This is a genomic window from Terrirhizobium terrae, assembly GCF_030323265.1.
Classification (GTDB): Bacteria; Pseudomonadota; Alphaproteobacteria; order Rhizobiales; family Rhizobiaceae; genus Neorhizobium.
The window spans coordinates 1,845,721-1,863,583 of the sequence record NZ_CP104992.1 but is presented as its reverse complement, the minus strand read 5'-3'; the positions used below and the strand labels follow the sequence as shown (position 1 = coordinate 1,863,583).

General features: G+C 61.7%; 16 protein-coding genes and 2 pseudogenes. 8 read left to right on the top strand and 10 right to left on the bottom strand.

Annotation, left to right across the window (positions count from 1 at the left end):
• Positions 1-5 precede the first annotated feature (5 nt).
• From ftsZ to N7E02_RS16780, 3 genes are all read right to left on the bottom strand, one after another.
• Positions 6-965: a cell division protein FtsZ gene (gene ftsZ / locus N7E02_RS16790; protein WP_353622895.1), complete on the bottom strand. Its 960-nt coding sequence runs from the start codon at positions 963-965 to the stop codon at positions 6-8.
• Positions 966-1,120: 155 nt separating this feature from the next.
• On the bottom strand, positions 1,121-1,948 hold the full coding sequence (locus tag N7E02_RS16785) for an inositol monophosphatase family protein (RefSeq protein WP_286583398.1): 828 nt from the start codon (positions 1,946-1,948) through the stop codon (positions 1,121-1,123).
• Positions 1,949-2,176: 228 nt separating this feature from the next.
• Entirely contained in the window at positions 2,177-3,100 is a 924-nt protein-coding gene (locus N7E02_RS16780; RefSeq protein ID WP_286583396.1) for a LysR family transcriptional regulator, read from the bottom strand.
• A gap of 191 nt (positions 3,101-3,291) precedes the next feature.
• Here N7E02_RS16780 and N7E02_RS16775 point away from each other — a divergent pair, with 191 nt between their 5' ends.
• The 7 genes and pseudogenes from N7E02_RS16775 (at position 3,292) to mmsB (ending at position 10,527) form a co-directional block, all read left to right on the top strand.
• Positions 3,292-4,494 carry an ABC transporter substrate-binding protein gene (locus tag N7E02_RS16775; RefSeq protein ID WP_286583393.1) on the top strand — a complete coding sequence of 401 codons (1,203 nt, stop codon included), beginning with the start codon at positions 3,292-3,294 and terminating at the stop codon, positions 4,492-4,494.
• Positions 4,494-5,276: an ABC transporter ATP-binding protein gene (locus N7E02_RS16770; RefSeq protein ID WP_286583390.1), complete on the top strand. Its 783-nt coding sequence runs from the start codon at positions 4,494-4,496 to the stop codon at positions 5,274-5,276. The genes N7E02_RS16775 and N7E02_RS16770 overlap by 1 nt, the downstream gene beginning before the upstream one ends.
• Positions 5,276-5,980, top strand: a complete 705-nt coding sequence (locus tag N7E02_RS16765; RefSeq protein ID WP_286583388.1) for an ABC transporter ATP-binding protein — start codon at positions 5,276-5,278, stop codon at positions 5,978-5,980. Before N7E02_RS16770 ends, N7E02_RS16765 begins: the two co-directional genes overlap by 1 nt.
• A gap of 153 nt (positions 5,981-6,133) precedes the next feature.
• Positions 6,134-7,021 carry a branched-chain amino acid ABC transporter permease gene (locus N7E02_RS16760; RefSeq protein ID WP_286583386.1) on the top strand — a complete coding sequence of 296 codons (888 nt, stop codon included), beginning with the start codon at positions 6,134-6,136 and terminating at the stop codon, positions 7,019-7,021.
• Positions 7,022-7,033: 12 nt separating this feature from the next.
• Positions 7,034-8,029 (top strand): annotated as a pseudogene (locus N7E02_RS16755) (branched-chain amino acid ABC transporter permease).
• A 12-nt stretch (positions 8,030-8,041) separates the two neighbouring features.
• Positions 8,042-9,637, top strand: coding sequence for a GMC family oxidoreductase (locus N7E02_RS16750; RefSeq protein WP_286583385.1), 1,596 nt, complete (start codon positions 8,042-8,044; stop codon positions 9,635-9,637).
• A gap of 11 nt (positions 9,638-9,648) precedes the next feature.
• Positions 9,649-10,527, top strand: coding sequence for a 3-hydroxyisobutyrate dehydrogenase (gene mmsB, locus N7E02_RS16745; protein WP_286583384.1), 879 nt, complete (start codon positions 9,649-9,651; stop codon positions 10,525-10,527).
• Positions 10,528-10,559: 32 nt separating this feature from the next.
• Here the strand turns inward: mmsB and N7E02_RS16740 are convergent, their stop codons facing one another.
• From N7E02_RS16740 to N7E02_RS16715, 6 genes and pseudogenes are all read right to left on the bottom strand, one after another.
• Entirely contained in the window at positions 10,560-11,309 is a 750-nt protein-coding gene (locus N7E02_RS16740) for an arginase family protein (RefSeq protein WP_286583880.1), read from the bottom strand.
• A gap of 216 nt (positions 11,310-11,525) precedes the next feature.
• Positions 11,526-12,296 carry an amino acid ABC transporter ATP-binding protein gene (locus tag N7E02_RS16735; protein WP_286583382.1) on the bottom strand — a complete coding sequence of 257 codons (771 nt, stop codon included), beginning with the start codon at positions 12,294-12,296 and terminating at the stop codon, positions 11,526-11,528.
• Positions 12,293-13,009 (bottom strand): amino acid ABC transporter permease, encoded by a 717-nt coding sequence (locus tag N7E02_RS16730; protein ID WP_286583380.1) that lies wholly within the window; start codon positions 13,007-13,009, stop codon positions 12,293-12,295. Before N7E02_RS16730 ends, N7E02_RS16735 begins: the two co-directional genes overlap by 4 nt.
• 22 nt (positions 13,010-13,031) lie before the next feature.
• Positions 13,032-13,694 carry an amino acid ABC transporter permease gene (locus N7E02_RS16725; RefSeq protein ID WP_286583377.1) on the bottom strand — a complete coding sequence of 221 codons (663 nt, stop codon included), beginning with the start codon at positions 13,692-13,694 and terminating at the stop codon, positions 13,032-13,034.
• A gap of 74 nt (positions 13,695-13,768) precedes the next feature.
• Positions 13,769-14,632 (bottom strand): transporter substrate-binding domain-containing protein, encoded by an 864-nt coding sequence (locus tag N7E02_RS16720; RefSeq protein WP_286583376.1) that lies wholly within the window; start codon positions 14,630-14,632, stop codon positions 13,769-13,771.
• Between the two features lie 23 nt (positions 14,633-14,655).
• Positions 14,656-15,613, bottom strand: a pseudogene (locus tag N7E02_RS16715) (agmatinase).
• A 273-nt stretch (positions 15,614-15,886) separates the two neighbouring features.
• Between N7E02_RS16715 and N7E02_RS16710 the strand changes: the two are divergent.
• Positions 15,887-16,843 carry a LysR family transcriptional regulator gene (locus tag N7E02_RS16710; RefSeq protein WP_286583373.1) on the top strand — a complete coding sequence of 319 codons (957 nt, stop codon included), beginning with the start codon at positions 15,887-15,889 and terminating at the stop codon, positions 16,841-16,843.
• A gap of 99 nt (positions 16,844-16,942) precedes the next feature.
• On the opposite strand, the gene N7E02_RS16705 is transcribed toward N7E02_RS16710, so the two are convergent.
• Positions 16,943-17,860: an SMP-30/gluconolactonase/LRE family protein gene (locus N7E02_RS16705; RefSeq protein ID WP_286583370.1), complete on the bottom strand. Its 918-nt coding sequence runs from the start codon at positions 17,858-17,860 to the stop codon at positions 16,943-16,945.
• Positions 17,861-17,863 lie beyond the last annotated feature (3 nt).

The following is a 17,863-nucleotide window of genomic DNA, read 5'->3' as shown; positions in this document are numbered from 1 at the left end:
GTCCGTTACTTGTCGAGGCCGGTCGCGACGACGGAGACGCGGAACTTGCCGTCGAGATTGCGGTCGAAGATCGCGCCGACGACGATGTCGGCTTCGGCTTCCACTTCGTCACGAATACGGCTCGCGGCCTCATCGACCTCGAACAGGGTCATGTCAGAACCGCCGGAAATCGAGATCAAAACGCCCTTGGCGCCTCGCATCGAAATGTCGTCGAGCAGCGGGTTGGCGATCGCGGCTTCCGCCGCTGCCATGGCGCGGCCGTCGCCCGAGGCTTCGCCGGTGCCCATCATCGCCCGACCCATGCCACGCATGACCGATTTCACGTCGGCGAAATCGAGATTGATCAGGCCTTCCTTGACGATCAGGTCGGTGATGCAGCCGACGCCGGAGAAAAGAACGCGGTCGGCGATCATGAAGGCATCGGCAAAGCTGGTCTTGGCATCGGCGATGCGGAACAGGTTCTGGTTGGGAATGACGATGACGGTGTCGGCTGCATCACGCAGTTCCTCGATACCCGCCTCTGCCGTTTTCATGCGGCGCTGACCTTCGAAGGTGAACGGCTTGGTGACGACGGCGACAGTGAGAATGCCGGCTGCACGGGCGGCACGGGCGATCGCGGGTGCCGCACCCGTGCCGGTGCCGCCGCCCATGCCGGCGGTGACGAAACACATATGCGAACCGGCGAGATGATCCATGATCTCGTCGATCGATTCTTCCGCCGCCGCGCGCCCGACATCCGGCAGGGAGCCGGCGCCGAGACCTTCCGTCACCTGGGCGCCGAGCTGGATGCGGCGCGAGGCCTTTGAGGTAGCGAGAACCTGCGCGTCCGTGTTGGCCGCGACGAATTCCACGCCTCTCAGGTTCTCGTCGATCATGTTGTTGATCGCATTGCCGCCGCCGCCGCCGACGCCGATCACGGTAATCTGCGGCTTCAGCTCGACCAGACCGCTTCCAAACTCCGCCATCTTCGTCTCCTTCGACTGTCTCTGATCGCCCTCGCTGCGGGGCGACGAATCAGGCGACAGGCTATCCGCCCAAGACGTCAGAAACTAGGAGATCATCGAGCGTATATGCGAAGGAATGCGGACTTTCGGAAACCGCCGCGGGTTTAGGCGACAGCCTAGTCCTGCAGCGCGGCCCTGATCGCCTGCCAGGACGCCTTGTCCGGCGCCGTCAGAAGGTGGCCATCGGTCATGGTCGGCCGGTAGACCTCGCCCGCCATCGTGGCCGCGTGACCGCCCGCTTCGGCATGAATGAGCACACCGGCCGCATGGTCCCAGGGCTTGAGGCTTTCGTTAAGGCAGAAGCTCATGGCGCCGGTGGCCAGCATGCGATATTCCCAGGCCGAGCAGCGCCAGGTGGTGATGCGCAGGAAGCGCAACAGGCGCGGCGCGAGCTTTTCCCGTAGTTCCGGCTCGAACATATGCAGCGGGATGAAACCGTGCATCTCATCGACCGGTGTCGGTTCCGCCACGGAAAGCCGCGTCTGCGTGCCGTCGGCAGCGACATGCCAGGCGCCCTGCCCGGGTCTCGCGACAAGGAAGTCACCGAGAACCGGGTAATGGATCAGGCCGGCGATGGTCTGGCCGCCGGAGACGATCGCCAGAATGCTGCCGAACATCGGCGTGCCGTGGGCGAAATGCCAGGTGCCGTCGACCGGATCGATGACGGCGGCAAGTTCCGCTTCTGCAAGACGCGTCAGGATGGAGGCATCGTCCGAGACCGCTTCCTCGCCGATGATGGTGATGCCCGGCAGGCGCGCATTCAGTTTCTCGCTGATGACCTGTTCGGCGGCGATATCGGCATCGGTGACGATGTCGTCGGCCATGGTCTTGGCGCGGATCGTGTCCGAAGTGACGGAGCGGAAGCGCGGCAGAATCTCGTTCTCCGCCGCCTCGCGCATGTCGGCCATCAGGGCATTGAGCAGTTCGTCGCTGACGGTCTTCATGCACGGCGTCCTTCGATATAGGTCTGGAGCGGTTCCGGTTATCAGTCCGGAAGACGCTGGCGCCGGCATTCATCAACCGACCCCGGTGCTGTCTGGATGAACGCGGGCCGTCTTGTCCAGCCATATGCCGCTCGCCCATGCAGCTTATTCACTGATCCCTGACGTCCGGATGCACAGTTTCCGCCAATTTCTGTTTCAAGGATTTGGGGAGAACCAAGGTCTTCCAGATCAGCCGCCGAGAAAGGCGCTCCTGTTCTCGTGGACGACTGCGGTCAGGTAATCTGCGACGGCTCTCACCCGCGGGATTCGGCTCATGTCCCGGTGCCTGACGAGGTAATAATGCCGTGTCAGCTGCACGTCATCGGCCAGGACCATCTCCAATTCCGGCTGCCGGCAGGCAATGAAATGCGGAAGGATGCACAGGCCCTGGCGCTGGAGCGTCGCTGTCATCTGCGCGGAAATACTGGAGCTCTGGAAGCGCGGCTTGATGCCGGGATGCACGTCGCCGAGATAATCCAGCCCCGGCGCGAAGATCATGTCCTGAATGTAGCCGATGAAGGGATGGAGAAGCAGATCGTCCCGCCTTCTGATCTCCGGCCGCTCGGCGAGATAGGATTTTGCGCCATAGATGCTGAGACGATAGTCGGTGATCTTCTCGATCTCGTAGGGCCCGCCCTTGGGCGGGTCCAGCGAGATCGCGATGTCCGCCTCCTTGCGGGACAGCGACATGATCTGCTGGATCGTTACCAGTTCGAGCGCGAGATTGGGGTGCTGGGCGGTGAAGTCGCCGATCTGGTGGGCGAGAAAATAGTTCGCAATGCCTTCCGGCGCGCTCAGCCGCACGACGCCCTGATGGGCTGCGCTGCCCGACGCGATATCCAGTTGCAGCCGGTCGGCTTCCGCCTCCATGCGCTCTGCCGCATCAATGAACCGCTGGCCGACGCCGGTCAGCACGTAACCGCGCGGGTTGCGCTCGAAGAGCTTCACCTTGAGCGTGAATTCAAGGCGATCGATGCGGCGGGAAACGGTGGCATGGCTGGTGCGCAGATGCCTTGCGGCGACCGAAAGCTGGCCGGTACGGGCTACCGCCAGGAAATACTGCAGATCATCCCAGGTAAAACCGGGATGGCCGAAACTGGAATTGCCCGTCACTCGCTCACCCGTTCGATCCCTCCACCGATCTGTTCAGAAATGAACAGATGCTGTCCGCAATTAATAATGCGACACTGCTTGCGTCAACGGCCGTTTTACTGAACCATGCCGCATGGAAGGGCTGCTTTGAGGAGGGCGACCCGCCAATTTTGAACAGATTCTGCAGCCTGCAATCTCTGGGAGGAGAACTTATGCGAAAGACGATTTTGACGTCGCTTGCCCTGATGCTGGCGAGTGGCACCGCATTTGCCCAATCTGCATCCGACGGCAAGGTGAAGATCGGCATCCTGAACGACCAGTCGGGCGTCTATGCCGACTTTGGCGGCAAGTCGTCGGTCGAGGCCGCCAAGATGGCGGTGGAGGATTTCGGCGGCAAGGTGCTCGGCGTGCCGGTCGAGATCGTCGATGCCGACCACCAGAACAAGCCGGACGTTGCCTCCAACATCGCCCGCCAGTGGTACGACACGCAGCAGGTCGATGCGATCATGGACCTCACCACCTCGTCGGTCGGTCTCGCCGTGCAGGCGTTGTCCAAGGACAAGAAGAGGATCACCATCAATACCGGTGCCGCCACGGTCGACCTGACCGGCAAGGCATGCACGCCCTATGGTTTCCATTGGGCATACGACACCCATGCGCTCGCCGTCGGTACCGGTGGCGCCATGGTCAAGCAGGGCGGCGACAGCTGGTACTTCCTGACGGCAGACTATGCCTTCGGCTATTCGCTGGAACAGCAGACCGGCGACTATGTGAAGGCAAACGGTGGCCAGGTGCTGGGCTCGGTGCGCCATCCGCTGTCGACCCAGGATTTCTCGTCCTTCCTGCTGCAGGCCCAGTCTTCCGGCGCCAAGGTTATCGGTCTTGCCAATGCCGGCCTCGATACGGCGAACGCGATCAAACAGGCCGCCGAATTCGGCATCGTGCAGGGCGGCCAGAGCCTTGCCGCGCTGCTCTTCACCCTCGCCGAAGTGCATGGTCTTGGCCTGGAAGCGGCCCAGGGCCTGACGCTGACTGAAGGCTATTACTGGAACCTCGACGACCAGAGCCGCGAGTTTGGCAAGAAGTTCTTTGCCCGCACCAACAAGATGCCGAACATGGTTCATGCCGGCACCTATTCCGCCGTCACCCATTATCTGAAGGCGGTCGAGAAGGCCGGTTCGGATGACGCCGACGCGGTAGCGAAGGCGATGCGCGAAATTCCGGTCGACGATTTCTTCGGCCGCGGTGGAACGGTCGCCGCAAACGGTCGCATGATCCACGACATGTATCTCCTGCAGGTCAAGAAGCCGGATGAAAGCAAGGAGCCGTGGGACTATTACAACGTGCTCGCCACGATCCCCGGCAAGGACGCCTATCTCGACCCGGCCAAGGCCGGCTGCGAGCTGGTGAAATAATGGCAGTCGCCTCATCAGCACTGCACGAGGAGCCGCGGGTGGTCTTGTCCGCCCGCGGTCTCTCCAAGAGTTTCGGCGCCTTTTCGGCAGTGAGAAATGTCGATCTGGACATCCACCATGCCCGCGTCCATGCGCTGATCGGCCCGAACGGCGCCGGCAAGACGACGGTCTTCAATCTCCTCACAAAATTTCTGCAACCGACGGCGGGTTCGATCACCTTGCTCGGCACGGATATCACCAAGACCCCGCCGGACAAGGTCGCCCGCATGGGGCTGGTGCGATCGTTCCAGATCTCGGCGGTGTTTCCGCATCTTTCGGTTCTCGACAACGTGCGCGTAGCACTACAGCGCCCGAACGGGCTCTCGACGCAGTTCTGGCTGCCCTCCTCCTCGCTCGATCGGCTGAATGAACAGGCCGATGCACTGATCGAGACGGTAGGCCTCAAACGCGAGCGTGACGCCGTGGCGGCCGATCTTTCCTATGGGCGCAAACGGGTGCTTGAAATAGCGACGACACTGGCGCTCGATCCGATGGTTCTTCTGCTCGACGAGCCTATGGCCGGCATGGGCCAGGAGGATATCGGCGCAGTCTCCAACATCATCCGCGAGGTCGCCAAGACCCGCGCCGTGCTGATGGTGGAACACAATCTCTCGGTCGTATCCGACATCTGCCACCAGGTGACGGTGCTCCAGCGCGGCGAGATCCTGGCGGAAGGCGACTACGAGACGGTTGCAAAGGACGAGCGCGTTCGCCTCGCCTATATGGGCACGGAGGACGCGTGATGGCTCAGCCGCTTCTGCAGGTCTTCAATCTCAATGCCTGGTATGGCGAAAGCCATGTCCTTCACGGCGTCAACATGACGGTCAGGGAAGGCGAAACGATCACCATTCTCGGCCGCAACGGCGTCGGCAAGACCACGACGCTGCGCACGATCATGGGCATCATCCGCGAGCGCAAGGGCGAGATCCGCTTTGCGGATAAGGACATGCTGTCGGTGCCGCTGCACAGGACGGCTCATGCGGGCCTCGGCTTCGTGCCGGAAGAGCGCGGCATCTTCTCGACGCTGACGGTGGAAGAGAATCTGATGCTCCCGCCCGTCGTCTCAAAGGGCGGCATGGCGATCGGCGAGATCTACGAGCTTTTTCCGAACCTCTACGAACGCCGCTCCAGCCCCGGCACGAAACTCTCCGGCGGCGAGCAGCAGATGCTGGCGATCGCCCGCATCCTGCGCACCGGCGTGAAGCTTCTCATCCTCGACGAGCCGACGGAGGGCCTGGCGCCCGTGATCGTCCAGCGCATTGGCGAGGTTCTGAAGACGCTGAAGGAGCGCGGCATGACCGTGTTGATGGTGGAGCAGAATTTCCGCTTCGCCAGCCGCGTGGCGGATCGCTTCTATCTGATGGATCACGGCAAGATGGTTGCCGATTTCCCGGTCGGCGAACTGCCGCAGCGCATGGAAACGCTGCACAAGGTATTGGGGGTTTGAGCATGAGTATTACGATCGCCAACCCCTTCCTCATTCCTGTTCTTCTCACAGGAATCCAGGAGCGTCGTGTCAGCGGCGCAAGGGAGCTTTCTCGGCCCAAAGACCTGGGCCGGCTGGATTCCTGTGACAAGCACAGGAATGAGGGGAGAAAAAATGACGATGATCTTCGGCATTCCGCTGCAGGCCTTCATGGGCCAGCTTCTGATCGGCCTTATCAACGGTTCCTTCTACGCGCTCTTGAGCCTCGGTCTCGCAGTCATCTTCGGCCTGCTGCGCGTCATCAATTTCGCCCATGGCGCGCAGTATATGCTCGGCGCTTTCGTTGCGATGCTGATGCTGCAGTATTTCGGCATCAATTATTGGTTTGCGCTGCTGCTGGCGCCGATCGTCGTCGGACTGTTCGGCGCGGTGATCGAGCGGCTGCTCCTGTCGCGGCTCTACAAGCTCGATCACCTTTATGGCCTGCTCTTCACCTTCGGCCTGGCGCTGACCATCGAGGGCACGTTCCGGTATCTCTACGGCTCGTCCGGCCAGCCCTATGCGCCGCCGCCGCAACTGACGGGGGCCACCAATCTCGGCTTCATGTTCCTGCCCAATTACCGCGGCTGGGTGGTCGTCGCCTCGCTGGTCGTCTGCATCGGCACGTGGCTGCTGATCGAAAAGACCAAGCTCGGCGCCTATCTGCGGGCGGCGACCGAAAACCCGACCCTGGTGCAGGCCTTCGGCGTCAACGTGCCAATGCTTCTGACGCTGACCTACGCGCTCGGTGCCGGACTTGCAGCCTTCGCCGGCGTGCTGGCCGCACCCGTCTATCAGGTGTCACCGCTGATGGGCTCGAACATCATCATCGTGGTCTTCGCGGTCGTCGTGGTCGGCGGCATGGGCTCGATCATGGGCGCAATTATCACCGGCTACATGCTGGGCATCGCCGAGGGCCTGACCAAGGTGTTCTATCCGGAAGCGTCGAGCATCGTGATCTTCGTGATCATGGCGATCGTGCTTCTCATCCGGCCAGCCGGCCTGTTCGGCCGGGATGCGTAAGGAGGATGCCCCATGAGTGACGTGATCCAGACCACCTCCACCGCGCGAACCGGACGTTCCGCCACGGCATCGAGAACCTATGCGGCCTTCCTTGGCATCGGGCTCGTATTGCTGGTCGTCGCCCCACTTTTTCTACCCAATCTTCCTGATGAAGCTGCTCTGCTTCGCGCTTTTCGCCTGCGCCTTCAACCTGCTGCTCGGCTATACCGGGCTGCTGTCCTTCGGTCACGCGACCTTCTTCGGCGGGGCGGCCTACTTCACCGCCCATGCCGTCAAGGAATGGGGCGTGACGCCGGAGATCGGCATTCTCGTCGGCGTCGCGGGTGCCGCGGCGCTCGGCCTGATCATGGGCTTCTTCGCCATCCGCCGGCAGGGCATCTATTTCGCCATGATCACGCTGGCGCTGGCGCAGATGTTTTCTTCTTCTGCCTGCAGGCGGAGTTCACCCATGGCGAGGACGGCATCCAGTCCGTACCGCGCGGACATCTTTTCGGTCTCGTCGATCTCAACGATACAACCAGCATATATTATTTCGTGCTGGCCGTATTCCTGATCGGCATGATCGTCATCTGGCGCTTCATCAACTCGCCCTTCGGCATGATCCTGAAATCGATCCGCGAAAACGAGCAGCGCGCCATTTCGCTGGGTTATTCGGTGGCACGCTACAAGCTCGGCGCCTTCGTCATGTCGGCGGCACTTGCGGGTCTTGCCGGCGGCACGAAGGCGCTGGTCTTCCAGTTCGCGACGCTGACGGATGTCGGCTGGCAGATGTCCGGCGAAGTCATCCTGATGACGCTGCTCGGCGGGATCGGCACGCTGATCGGGCCGATCTTCGGCGCGGGCCTCGTCGTCACACTGCAAAACTATCTGGCGACTTCGCAATTCCCGGTCACGATCATCACCGGCGTCGTCTTCATGGTCTGCGTTCTGGTCTTCCGGCGCGGCATCATCGGCGAATTCTATGCCTCCAGGCTCGGACGAAAATTGGGCTTCGAGCACAGGCGCTGATCGGCGAGCATCATGGAAACCTACGACTACATCATCATCGGTGCCGGCAGCGCCGGCTGCGTGCTTGCCAACCGCCTGTCGGCCGATCCTCGCAACCGTGTCCTGCTGCTGGAAGCCGGCGGCAACGACAATTACCATTGGGTGCATATTCCGGTCGGTTATCTCTACTGCATCAACAACCCGCGCACCGACTGGTGCTTTACGACCGAGAAGGAAGAGGGGTTGAATGGCCGATCGCTTTCCTATCCGCGCGGCAAGCTGCTCGGCGGCTGCTCATCGATCAACGGCATGATCTACATGCGCGGCCAGGCGCGTGACTATGATCTCTGGCGCCAGATGGGCTGCGCCGGCTGGGCCTGGGACGACGTGCTGCCCTTCTTTCGCAAGAGCCAGGATTTCTACAAGGGCGCCGACGACATGCATGGCGCCGGCGGGGAGTGGCGGGTGGAAAAGGCGCGCGTGCGCTGGGCCGTGCTGGACGCCTTTCAGAAGGCTGCGGAAGAGGCCGGAATTTCGCCGATCGATGATTTCAACCGTGGCGACAACGAGGGCTCCAGCTATTTCGACGTCAACCAGCGCTCCGGCATTCGATGGAACACGTCCAAGGCATTTCTCCGCCCCGCAATGAAGCGGGCGAACCTCAATGTGCTCACCAAGGCCCATGTCAGGCGGCTGCTCGTCGAGAATGGCGAGGTGAAAGGCGTCGAGTTCCAGCATGACGGCGTGACGAAGATCGCCCATGCGCGACGCGAGACGGTCCTATCGGCTGGCGCGATCGGCACGCCGCATGTGCTCGAACTATCGGGTATCGGCCGCGGAGACGTGCTCTCAGGCGCGGGTGTCGAGGTGGTGAAAGAGGTCAAGGGCGTCGGCGAGAACCTGCAGGACCATCTGCAGCTTCGCCTCGTCTACAAGGTCACCGGCGTGCCGACGCTGAATGAGAAAGCATCGCGGCTGCTCGGCAAGGCGGCGATCGGGCTGGAATATGCGCTGAAGCGCTCCGGTCCGATGTCCATGGCACCGAGCCAGCTCGGTATCTTCACGAAATCAGGGCCGGACAAGGATACTGCCGACCTCGAATATCACGTCCAGCCGGTGTCGCTCGACCGGTTCGGCGAACCGGTTCATGCATTTCCGGCAATGACCGCGAGCGTCTGTAACCTGAGGCCCGAAAGCCGTGGCTCCGTGCATCTGAAAGGCCCGGATTTCGCGGCCGCGCCGGCAATCCACCCGAATTATCTGTCGACGGCTGCAGACCGGGATGTGGCGGTACGATCAATCCGGTTGACGCGAGAGATCGTGACAAAGCCTGCCTTTGCCCGATATCATCCGGAGGAATACAAGCCGGGTCCGGGCTACGAGACCGACGCCGATCTGGAGCGTGCGGCCGGCGAGATCGGCACGACGATCTTTCACCCCGTCGGCACCGCTCGTATGGGCGCTGACGCCGACAGCGTCGTCGATCCGCGGCTGAAGCTCAGGGCGCTCGGGCGGCTGCGCATCGCCGACGCCTCGATCATGCCGACCATTACCTCCGGCAACACCAATTCGCCGACGATCATGATTGCCGAGAAGGCAGCTGAAATGATCCTCGCCGACAACAGATGAGGAGAAACGACATGGCCAGCATCGCTTTCATCGGTCTTGGAAACATGGGCGGGCCGATGGCAGCCAATCTGGTGAAGGCGGGACACACCGTGTCCGGCTTCGACCTTTCCGAGACCTCCGTGAAAGCGGCCGCAAAGACTGGCGTGAGGCCGGCGACAACGCTTGCCGACGCGTTGCGAGATGCGGAATGCGTCATCACCATGTTGCCGAAAGGACAGCATGTCGTCTCCGTCTGGTCCGCGCTGATCGCGCTTATTCCAGAAAATACGCTGCTGATCGACTGCTCGACCATCGATGTGGAAAGCGCCAGGCGGGCTCACGAGCTGGCGGATGAAGTGAACTGCCTCTCGCTCGATGCTCCCGTCTCCGGCGGCACTTCAGGTGCTGCGGCAGGAACACTGACCTTCATGGTGGGAGGATCGGATGATGCCTTTGCCGCCGGACGCACGATCCTTGAGGCGATGGGTCAGAAGATCGTCCATTGCGGTGGCGATGGCGCGGGGCAGTCGGCCAAGATCTGCAACAACATGATCCTTGGCATTTCAATGATCGGCGTCTGCGAGGCCTTCGTGCTGGCGGAAAAGCTCGGTCTGTCGCACCAGGCGCTGTTCGATGTCGCCTCGACCTCTTCCGGCCAGTGCTGGTCGCTGACCACATATTGCCCGGTGCCCGGCCCGGTTCCGACCTCGCCGGCCAATAAAGAGTACAAGCCGGGTTTCGCTGCGGCGCTGATGCTGAAGGATCTGATGCTGTCACAGGAGGCCGCGAAGCAATCGGGAGCGGCAACACCACTGGGGGCGCACGCGGCCGAGCTTTATGCGGCATTCGAGAATGCCGGTCACGGTGGGGAAGACTTTTCAGCCATCATTCGGACATTGCGCGACCAGTAGAGAGACGGGTCGCGCAAGCCGAGCGAGCCGGCTCAGTTCGCCTCGATATAGCCGATCAGCATGGCGACGGTCAGCGCCGCCAGATAGGAGGTGGCGCCGGTCTTGACGTCGAGCGGCGGATTGACCTCGACGAGATCACAGCCGACGACTTTGAAATTGCCGGCGATGACTTCGAGGATCGACCGCATTTCGGTGAAGGACGGGCCGTCCGGCTCTGCGGAAACGCAGCCGGGCACGAGCGGTGCGTCATAGGCATCGATATCGATGCTCAAATAGACGGATGCCCCTTCCGGAATATGGGACACGGCGGAGATCGGGCCGCGTTCGCGCAATTCGGGCATGGTGACGATGCGACTGCCATCGGCCTTGGCCTTGTAGAAATCGGCCGGATTGGTGCGATAGCTGCGGATGCCGATCTGGGTGAGGCTCTTCACGTTGGGCTGCTCGTTGATCTGGCGAAAGCCCTGGCCGTTGCCGTAGCGGAACTCGTTATCATAAACGCCGTAGTCGATGTGGGAATCGAGCTGGATGACATGGATGTCCTCCTCAAAGGCGCGTACAGCCGGGAAGCTGACGGCATGGTCACCGCCGAGCATGACCGGGATGGCGCCTTTTGCGCGGAGCTTCTTCACCGTTTCGGTCAGGCCTGCGAAGGTTCTCGCCGGGCTGCTCGGGACGATATCGATATCGCCGATATCGACCAGCTTTCCCTGACGGATGACGTCGGTGAGATAGGACGTTTCGGTCGCCGGATCGAAGATGCCATCGGGGCTGAAGCGCAGTGAATGCTCGCGGATGGCGCGCGGCCCGAAACGCGAGCCGGGCAGGAAGGAGAGCCTTCGTCATAGGGAACGCCGAAGACGGCGTATTTCGCATCGAGTGCCCCGATATCCGCGCAGTAATTGCTGCGCAGGAAGGTGGGAATTCCGACATAGCCACGATTGAGACGGCCGTCTTCGCCCAGCATGTTCATTTCGCTCTCCTGCAGTCTGTCGTCATCAATGGGCCATCATGCCGAGCAGGCTCTGCAGCTGCTCGGTCTTCGGTGCGCTCATCACGTCCTTGGGCGGGCCGGCTTCGACGATCTTGCCCTTGTCCATGAAGATGAGGTGATTGCCGAAATTGCGGATGAAGCCCATTTCGTGGGTCACGCAGATCATGGTCATGCCGTCGGCCACGAGATCCTGCAGCACGCCGAGCACTTCGCGCACCAGTTCAGGATCGAGCGCCGAGGTCGGCTCGTCGAGCAGCATCAGTTCAGGCTTCATCACCAGCGCGCGGGCGATCGAGACGCGCTGCTGCTGGCCACCGGAAAGTTCGCTCGGATAGGAACCGGTCTTTGTCCCGAGCCCGAGCTTGGTCAGCATGTCCGAAGCGCTCTGGCGCGCTTCCGCCCAGGACTTCTTTTGAACGCGGACCAATGGGAGCGCGACATTGTCGAGCGCGGTCTTGTTGGCCCAGAGGTTGAACTGCTGGAAGACGAAGCCGATGCGGGCGCGGAACTGGGTCAGTTCCCGCTCCGACTGGTAGCGCCAGCGACCCTCTTCCTGCGGCACGCGGCCGATGAACTCGCCACGCAGATTGACCGAGCCGTCGTCGATCTTTTCCAGACCGTTGATGCAGCGAAGCAGCGAACTCTTGCCGCAACCGCTGCGGCCGATAATGCCGACAACGTCGCCGGAGCGGACTTCCAGGCTGACGCCGTTGAGGACACGGGTCGGACCGTAGGACTTGACCAGATTGTCGATCGTCAGGATCGGGGCCTTCATGCGCGCCTCCCGGCATCGAGCGTCAGATATTTGCGGGCGATCGGGCTGCGGTAGACGGCAGCCAGTTCGGACGAGCCGAGATGCTTTTCGGCCCGCTTGAAGAGGTGGGAGAGGATGGCCGTATAGATCCAATAGAGAGCGGCGACAGCGAAGAAGACCTCGAAAGGCGCAAAGGTCATGCCCTGAACGATGAGGCCCTGATAGGTGAGTTCGGCAACCGTGATGGTGCTGAGAATGGAGGATTCCTTCACCGTCATGGTCGTCGTGCCGGCCATCGGCGGCAGGGCGAATTTCCACATCTGCGGAATGATGACGTCCCTCAGGGTCTGCGGGAAGGTGAAGCCCATGGCGCGGGCCGCCTCGACCTGACCGCGCGGCACGGCGGCCATGGCACCGCGGATGATCTCGCCGTAATAGGCAGACGCGAACATCGCCAGCGCGATCGTGCCGGCCACCTGGCCCGGCAGGCGGATGCCGGCAAAGGGCAGGCCGTAGAAGAAGATGAACAGCAAAATGACGAAGGGGATGTTGCGCAGCACTTCGACATAGACGCTTGCCGCGATGCGCAGCACGCGGAAGCGGCTGGTGCGGATGAGAGCGATGCAGAAGGCGATGCAGAAGCCGAGGACGATCGCCGCGAGCGACACCTGGATGGTCATCCAGATGCCCTTGGCGAAGAGCGGCCAGTTGTTGGTGACGACGGTATAATCCATATCTTTTCCCTCAGAGCCTTCCTCAGACGCCGCGACGCAGCGCGAAGCGGCGCTCGAGCCAGAGCCCGAACTGGCTGATGACGAGGCTCATGCAAAGGAAGACCAGGCCGGCGGCAACGAACGTCTCGAACGGGCGGAAGCTGCTGGAGCCGATCTGCTGGGCAGTGCGGAATACTTCCACCACGGTGATGACGGCGAGCAGAGCGGTGCCCTTCACGACGATCGTGCATTCGTTGATGATCGCCGGAAGCGAGCGCATGTAGAGCTGTGGCAGGATCACCTTCAGCCAGATCGCCCGCGACTTGAGGCCGAGAGAGGCGGAAGCCTCGATCTGGCCGGGCGGGATGCTGGCAAGCGCGCCGCGGAAGATTTCCGTCATGAAGGCCGCGTTGTTGGCGGTGATCGCCAGAACGCCGGCGGTGACCGGGCCGAGCTTGATGCCGATCGCAGGCAGCGCGTAGAAGGCGAGGAAGATCTGCACCAGAAGCGGGGTGCCGCGAATGAAGCTGATGTAAAGCTCGATCGCCATGTTGACGGGCCTGATCTTGAAGGCCCGGATAATGGTGAGAAGCGTGCCGACGGTGATCGACAGGACGATTGTGATCGCCGCCACACGGATCGTTACGCCTGCTGCCGAGAGCAACGCCGGTATGGTTGAAAACATGAACTCAAAGCTGAATTCCATGGTGTTGCTCCGCAGTCGGCAAGTTCGCGCGAAGGGCGGGCTCATGAGCCCGCCCCCGCCTTGCGTCGGTTATCTTAGAGGGCGCCTTCGGGGAGATAGCCGCTGTCCGGCGTATCCATCTTGAAGCCGAACCACTTCTCCTGCAGCTTGCCCATTTCGCCGCTCTTGTTGAGCTCGGTGAAGAACTTGCTGACGAAATCGCGGAAATCGCCGTCTTCAGGACGGGCAACCCAGGCGAGGAAGCTCTTCTGGTCGGTGAGCGGGCCCATCAGCTTGAACACGCCTGCGCGTTCCTTGACGAGAACGGCAAGTGCCGGACCGGACTGGACGACGGCATCGACGGAGCCGTTGGCGAGCGCCACATAGGTTTCCGGATAGGATGTGAAGAGCTTCAGTTCGCCGAGACCCGGCTTGCCTGCGGCCTTCATCTTCTCGTCGAAACCGCGGGCGACCGGCTCGCTGGCCGATGCCATCTGGGTGCCGATGATCTTGCCGTTCAGGTCTTCCGGCGTCTTCAGCGTTTCGGCATCACCGGCGCGGATCATGACGGTCTGGGCCGAGACGGCGATCGGGCGGGTATAGGCGTAGCGCTTGGCGCGATCGGCATTGATGCCGACCGAGGTGGCGACGAAGTCGAACTGACCGGCGCTGAGGCCCGGCAGGATGCCCTGGAACGGCAGGTCAAGCTGCTCAAGCGTGACTTCCTTGCCGACTTCCTTGGACAGGGCCGCCATCAGGAGGTCGAGCAGGTCCTTGCCGTAACCGACGATCTTGCCGTCCTTCGTGAATTCGAAGGGAGGGTAGGATGCCTCGGTGGCGACCGTCAGCTTGCCGGTCTCCTTGACCTTGTCCATGACCGGGCCGGCGAGTGCGGCGACCGGGAGGGCGAAGAGAGCAGCCGCGACACCGGCTGCCTTGATGAAATTCGGGAATGCCATCGTGTTCTCCTGTGGGGTTTATCTTATTGTTTCTTATCGAAGTATCCGGCCCGCACGGCGGCGCCGATCATGTTGAAGTAGAAGCGACCGGCGGCAATCAGCGTGCGGCGGTTATGGTCGCGATCCGGAGCGATCTCGACGACATCCATGCCGACCACGCTGCCCTTCTTAACCAGACCGCGGATCAGCGTCAGCATCTGCGGATAGAGCAGACCGCCGAAGGCCGGGCCGAGAACCGCCGGCATCAGCGACGGATCCATGCCGTCGGCATCGATGGTCAGGTAGTAGTTGCCGCCATCGGGGATGCGATCGAGGATCGCCTGCATGCCGACGTCGTGCACTTCCTGGGCGGTGATCAGGTTGGCACCGTAGGCAACAGCCGCCTCGTATTCCTCGGTACGGCCGCTGCCGGAAGCGCGTAGGCCGATCTGGAAGATGTCGCCGAAATGATCCATTTCAGACGCGCGGCGGATCGGGCTCGACAGACCTTCATCGACGCCGTTGATTTCCATGCGCCAGTCGAGATGGGCATCGACCTGGATCAGCGTGATCGGCTTGCCGAGTTCCTCAAGCGCCTTGAAGATCAGGAATCGGCGTAGAGTGATCGCCGCCCATGACGATCGGCATGGCGCCGGCCTTGAGGATCTTGCGAACGGCAAGTTCGGCATTCTTCTGGTGAACGGTCGGGTCGGCCGGGTGGCCTGCGACATTGCCGCAATCGACCATCTTGATCGGCTTGTTGTCGAGCAGCGTACCGCCGATGTCGAAGTCATAATGATCGAGGCCGCGCACGATGCGGTCGGTTGCCTTGCGCATGGCATCCGGGAATTTCGACTGTTCGCTGGAGACTGCGAACTGGTCGTAGGCCGCACCATAAGGAATGCCGAGGAACGCGATGTCAGCATCGAGCTGATCGAGATCGTAGCACGGGGTGGAATAGAGCAGCGTGTCGTGGGTCGGTGCGGGTTTTACGGTAGGCAAGGCATTCTCCTTCTCGAAAGTGGCTCCAGCATGAGGAGAATGAACGAAGTTGCAACAATCCCATTTCAGGCTTTGCTACTAGAGCAAATACAGCACTTCCTTCGCTCTGAGTCCACAAACGCCGGAAAACAAAGGACTTTCTAAGGATGCGGCGGATCACCGCGCCCCGAGACGATACATCCGGATGGCCAAAATAACGGGTTATCTTGAAATAAATTCATTCTACCTGCATAGTGCCACTGCATCTGCCTATTTTTTAGGACGCTTACTTCCATGCAAACAACACGCGATTTCGACCTTGCGGATCTCGATGCCTTCATCGCCGTCTGCGAGACCGGCAGCATGACGGAAGCCGCGCGGCGGCTGGGCCTGACGGAATCCGCGGTCTCACACCTCATTCGGCGCATGGAAAAGCGGATGGGTGTGATGCTGTTCGACCGCTCTTTCCGGCCGCTGAAACCGACGGTGATCGGCACGCAGCTCTTCAGCCGCGGACAGCAATTGCTGCAGGATGCCACCGGCATAAATCAGGAGCTCAGGACCAAGGGGCGAGTGAAGCACGCCCATCTCGGCATCGGCCTGATCGAGACGCTTGGCACCTGGTTCGCGACGAACCTGATAGAACAACTTGCCGCCAATTCGCGCTCATGGAACGTCGTCAGCGGCAGTAACGCGAAGCTTTGGGAGCGTTTCTATGCGCGCGAACTTTCCGCGCTCATCGTGCTGGACGACGACGAGCGGCGCGACGGGGCGACCAAATTGAACCTTTTGACGGAGTCGGTGGTACTGATCACGCCGCCGCTTCTGAGCCATCTTTCGCTGGCGGAGCTCGCGGCCGGCGTGCCGATGGTCGGCGCCCACAAGGATTCAGGCTTCGGCCGCCTGACGGCCGCCTATCTGTCGCGTCTCAAGATCGACGTCACTCCGGCGGCGACCTTCGACATTCTCGATTCCGTGCTGATGATGGTGGCGCACGGGTTCGGCTGGGCGCTGGTGCCGTCGCTGCTTCTGCTGCGCGAGACGCCGGAGCGGCACCAGGTCAATATCAGGCCGCTGGACAAATCGGCGATTTCCCGCCGGATCACGCTCGCCACCCGCCAATACGAGTTGGGGGCGCTGACCGATCTCATCCAGCAGAGCGCCCGGCAGGTGTTCGAGACACAGCTGATCCGAACCCGGCAGCAGCACCCCGAACTCTATGGAAGACTGAGCTTCAGCTTCGAGAGTTAGAGCATTTTCCGCCTTTCTTCGAAACGCGAAACCGCTCTATCTCCTTGTTTCCGCGCAATTCCGGACACAAAACCGGTTCCCACTTTTGCTGGAATTGCTTTAGCCGATGCCGGCGCCGATCGCGGCCGTATAGACGGCGTAGAGCGAGCGGGTGGCAGTGATGAACAGCCGGTTGCGGCGCGGGCCGCCGAAGGTGACATTCGCCACCGTCTGGGGAATGAGGATCTTGCCGATCAGCTTGCCATCCGGCGCGAAGCAATGGACGCCGTCACCGGCACTCGACCAGACATTGCCGTCGACATCGACGCGAAAACCGTCCGGCAGACCCTTGTCGATAGTGCAGAATTCGCGGCTTTTGGCGAGCCTCCGGCCATCCACGACATCGAAGGCGCGGATATGGCGTGGTGCGTTCGGATCATGGCTGGAAGAGGAATCCGCGACATAGAGGATCTTCTCGTCCGGCGAAAAGGCAAGCCCGTTGGGCTGCCCCAAATCGGTGACGACGGCCTCGATTTCGCCGGTCTCGGGATCGAGCCGGTAGACGTTACGGGTCTTCTGCTCGGGATCGGCGCGAAAACCTTCGTAGTTCGACATGATGCCGTAGGTCGGGTCGGTGAACCAGATGCTGCCGTCGGAGCGCACCACGACGTCATTGGGCGAATTCAGCCGCTTGCCCTCGAAACTGTCGGCGAGCACGGTGATCGAGCCGTCGATCTCGGTGCGGGTCACCCGGCGCGTGCCGTGCTCGCAGGTGATCAGCCGGCCCTGCCGGTCCCGCGTGTTGCCGTTGGAGAAATTGGAGGGGCTGCGGAAGGTGGAAACGCCGCCGCCTTCGACCCAGCGCAGCATCCGCTCGTTGGGATTGTCGCTCCAGATCAGGCAGCCAAGATCGGAGAACCAGACCGGCCCTTCCGCCCAGCGGCACTCGGAATAGAGTTCGTCGAGCGGCGATGTCGGGACGATCAGATACCGGAAGCGGTCGTCGTGGATTTCGTAGATGGATGGTGTCTCGGTCATGGC

Coding starts and splice junctions, on each gene's coding strand:
- ftsZ (WP_353622895.1), bottom strand. CDS start 965: ATGGCGGAGTTTGGAAGCGGTCTGGTCGAGCTGAAGCCGCAGATTACC.
- N7E02_RS16785 (WP_286583398.1), bottom strand. CDS start 1,948: ATGAAGACCGTCAGCGACGAACTGCTCAATGCCCTGATGGCCGACATG.
- N7E02_RS16775 (WP_286583393.1), top strand. CDS start 3,292: ATGCGAAAGACGATTTTGACGTCGCTTGCCCTGATGCTGGCGAGTGGC.
- N7E02_RS16770 (WP_286583390.1), top strand. CDS start 4,494: ATGGCAGTCGCCTCATCAGCACTGCACGAGGAGCCGCGGGTGGTCTTG.
- N7E02_RS16765 (WP_286583388.1), top strand. CDS start 5,276: ATGGCTCAGCCGCTTCTGCAGGTCTTCAATCTCAATGCCTGGTATGGC.
- N7E02_RS16760 (WP_286583386.1), top strand. CDS start 6,134: ATGACGATGATCTTCGGCATTCCGCTGCAGGCCTTCATGGGCCAGCTT.
- N7E02_RS16750 (WP_286583385.1), top strand. CDS start 8,042: ATGGAAACCTACGACTACATCATCATCGGTGCCGGCAGCGCCGGCTGC.
- mmsB (WP_286583384.1), top strand. CDS start 9,649: ATGGCCAGCATCGCTTTCATCGGTCTTGGAAACATGGGCGGGCCGATG.
- N7E02_RS16735 (WP_286583382.1), bottom strand. CDS start 12,296: ATGAAGGCCCCGATCCTGACGATCGACAATCTGGTCAAGTCCTACGGT.
- N7E02_RS16730 (WP_286583380.1), bottom strand. CDS start 13,009: ATGGATTATACCGTCGTCACCAACAACTGGCCGCTCTTCGCCAAGGGC.
- N7E02_RS16725 (WP_286583377.1), bottom strand. CDS start 13,694: ATGGAATTCAGCTTTGAGTTCATGTTTTCAACCATACCGGCGTTGCTC.
- N7E02_RS16720 (WP_286583376.1), bottom strand. CDS start 14,632: ATGGCATTCCCGAATTTCATCAAGGCAGCCGGTGTCGCGGCTGCTCTC.
- N7E02_RS16710 (WP_286583373.1), top strand. CDS start 15,887: ATGCAAACAACACGCGATTTCGACCTTGCGGATCTCGATGCCTTCATC.
- N7E02_RS16705 (WP_286583370.1), bottom strand. CDS start 17,860: ATGACCGAGACACCATCCATCTACGAAATCCACGACGACCGCTTCCGG.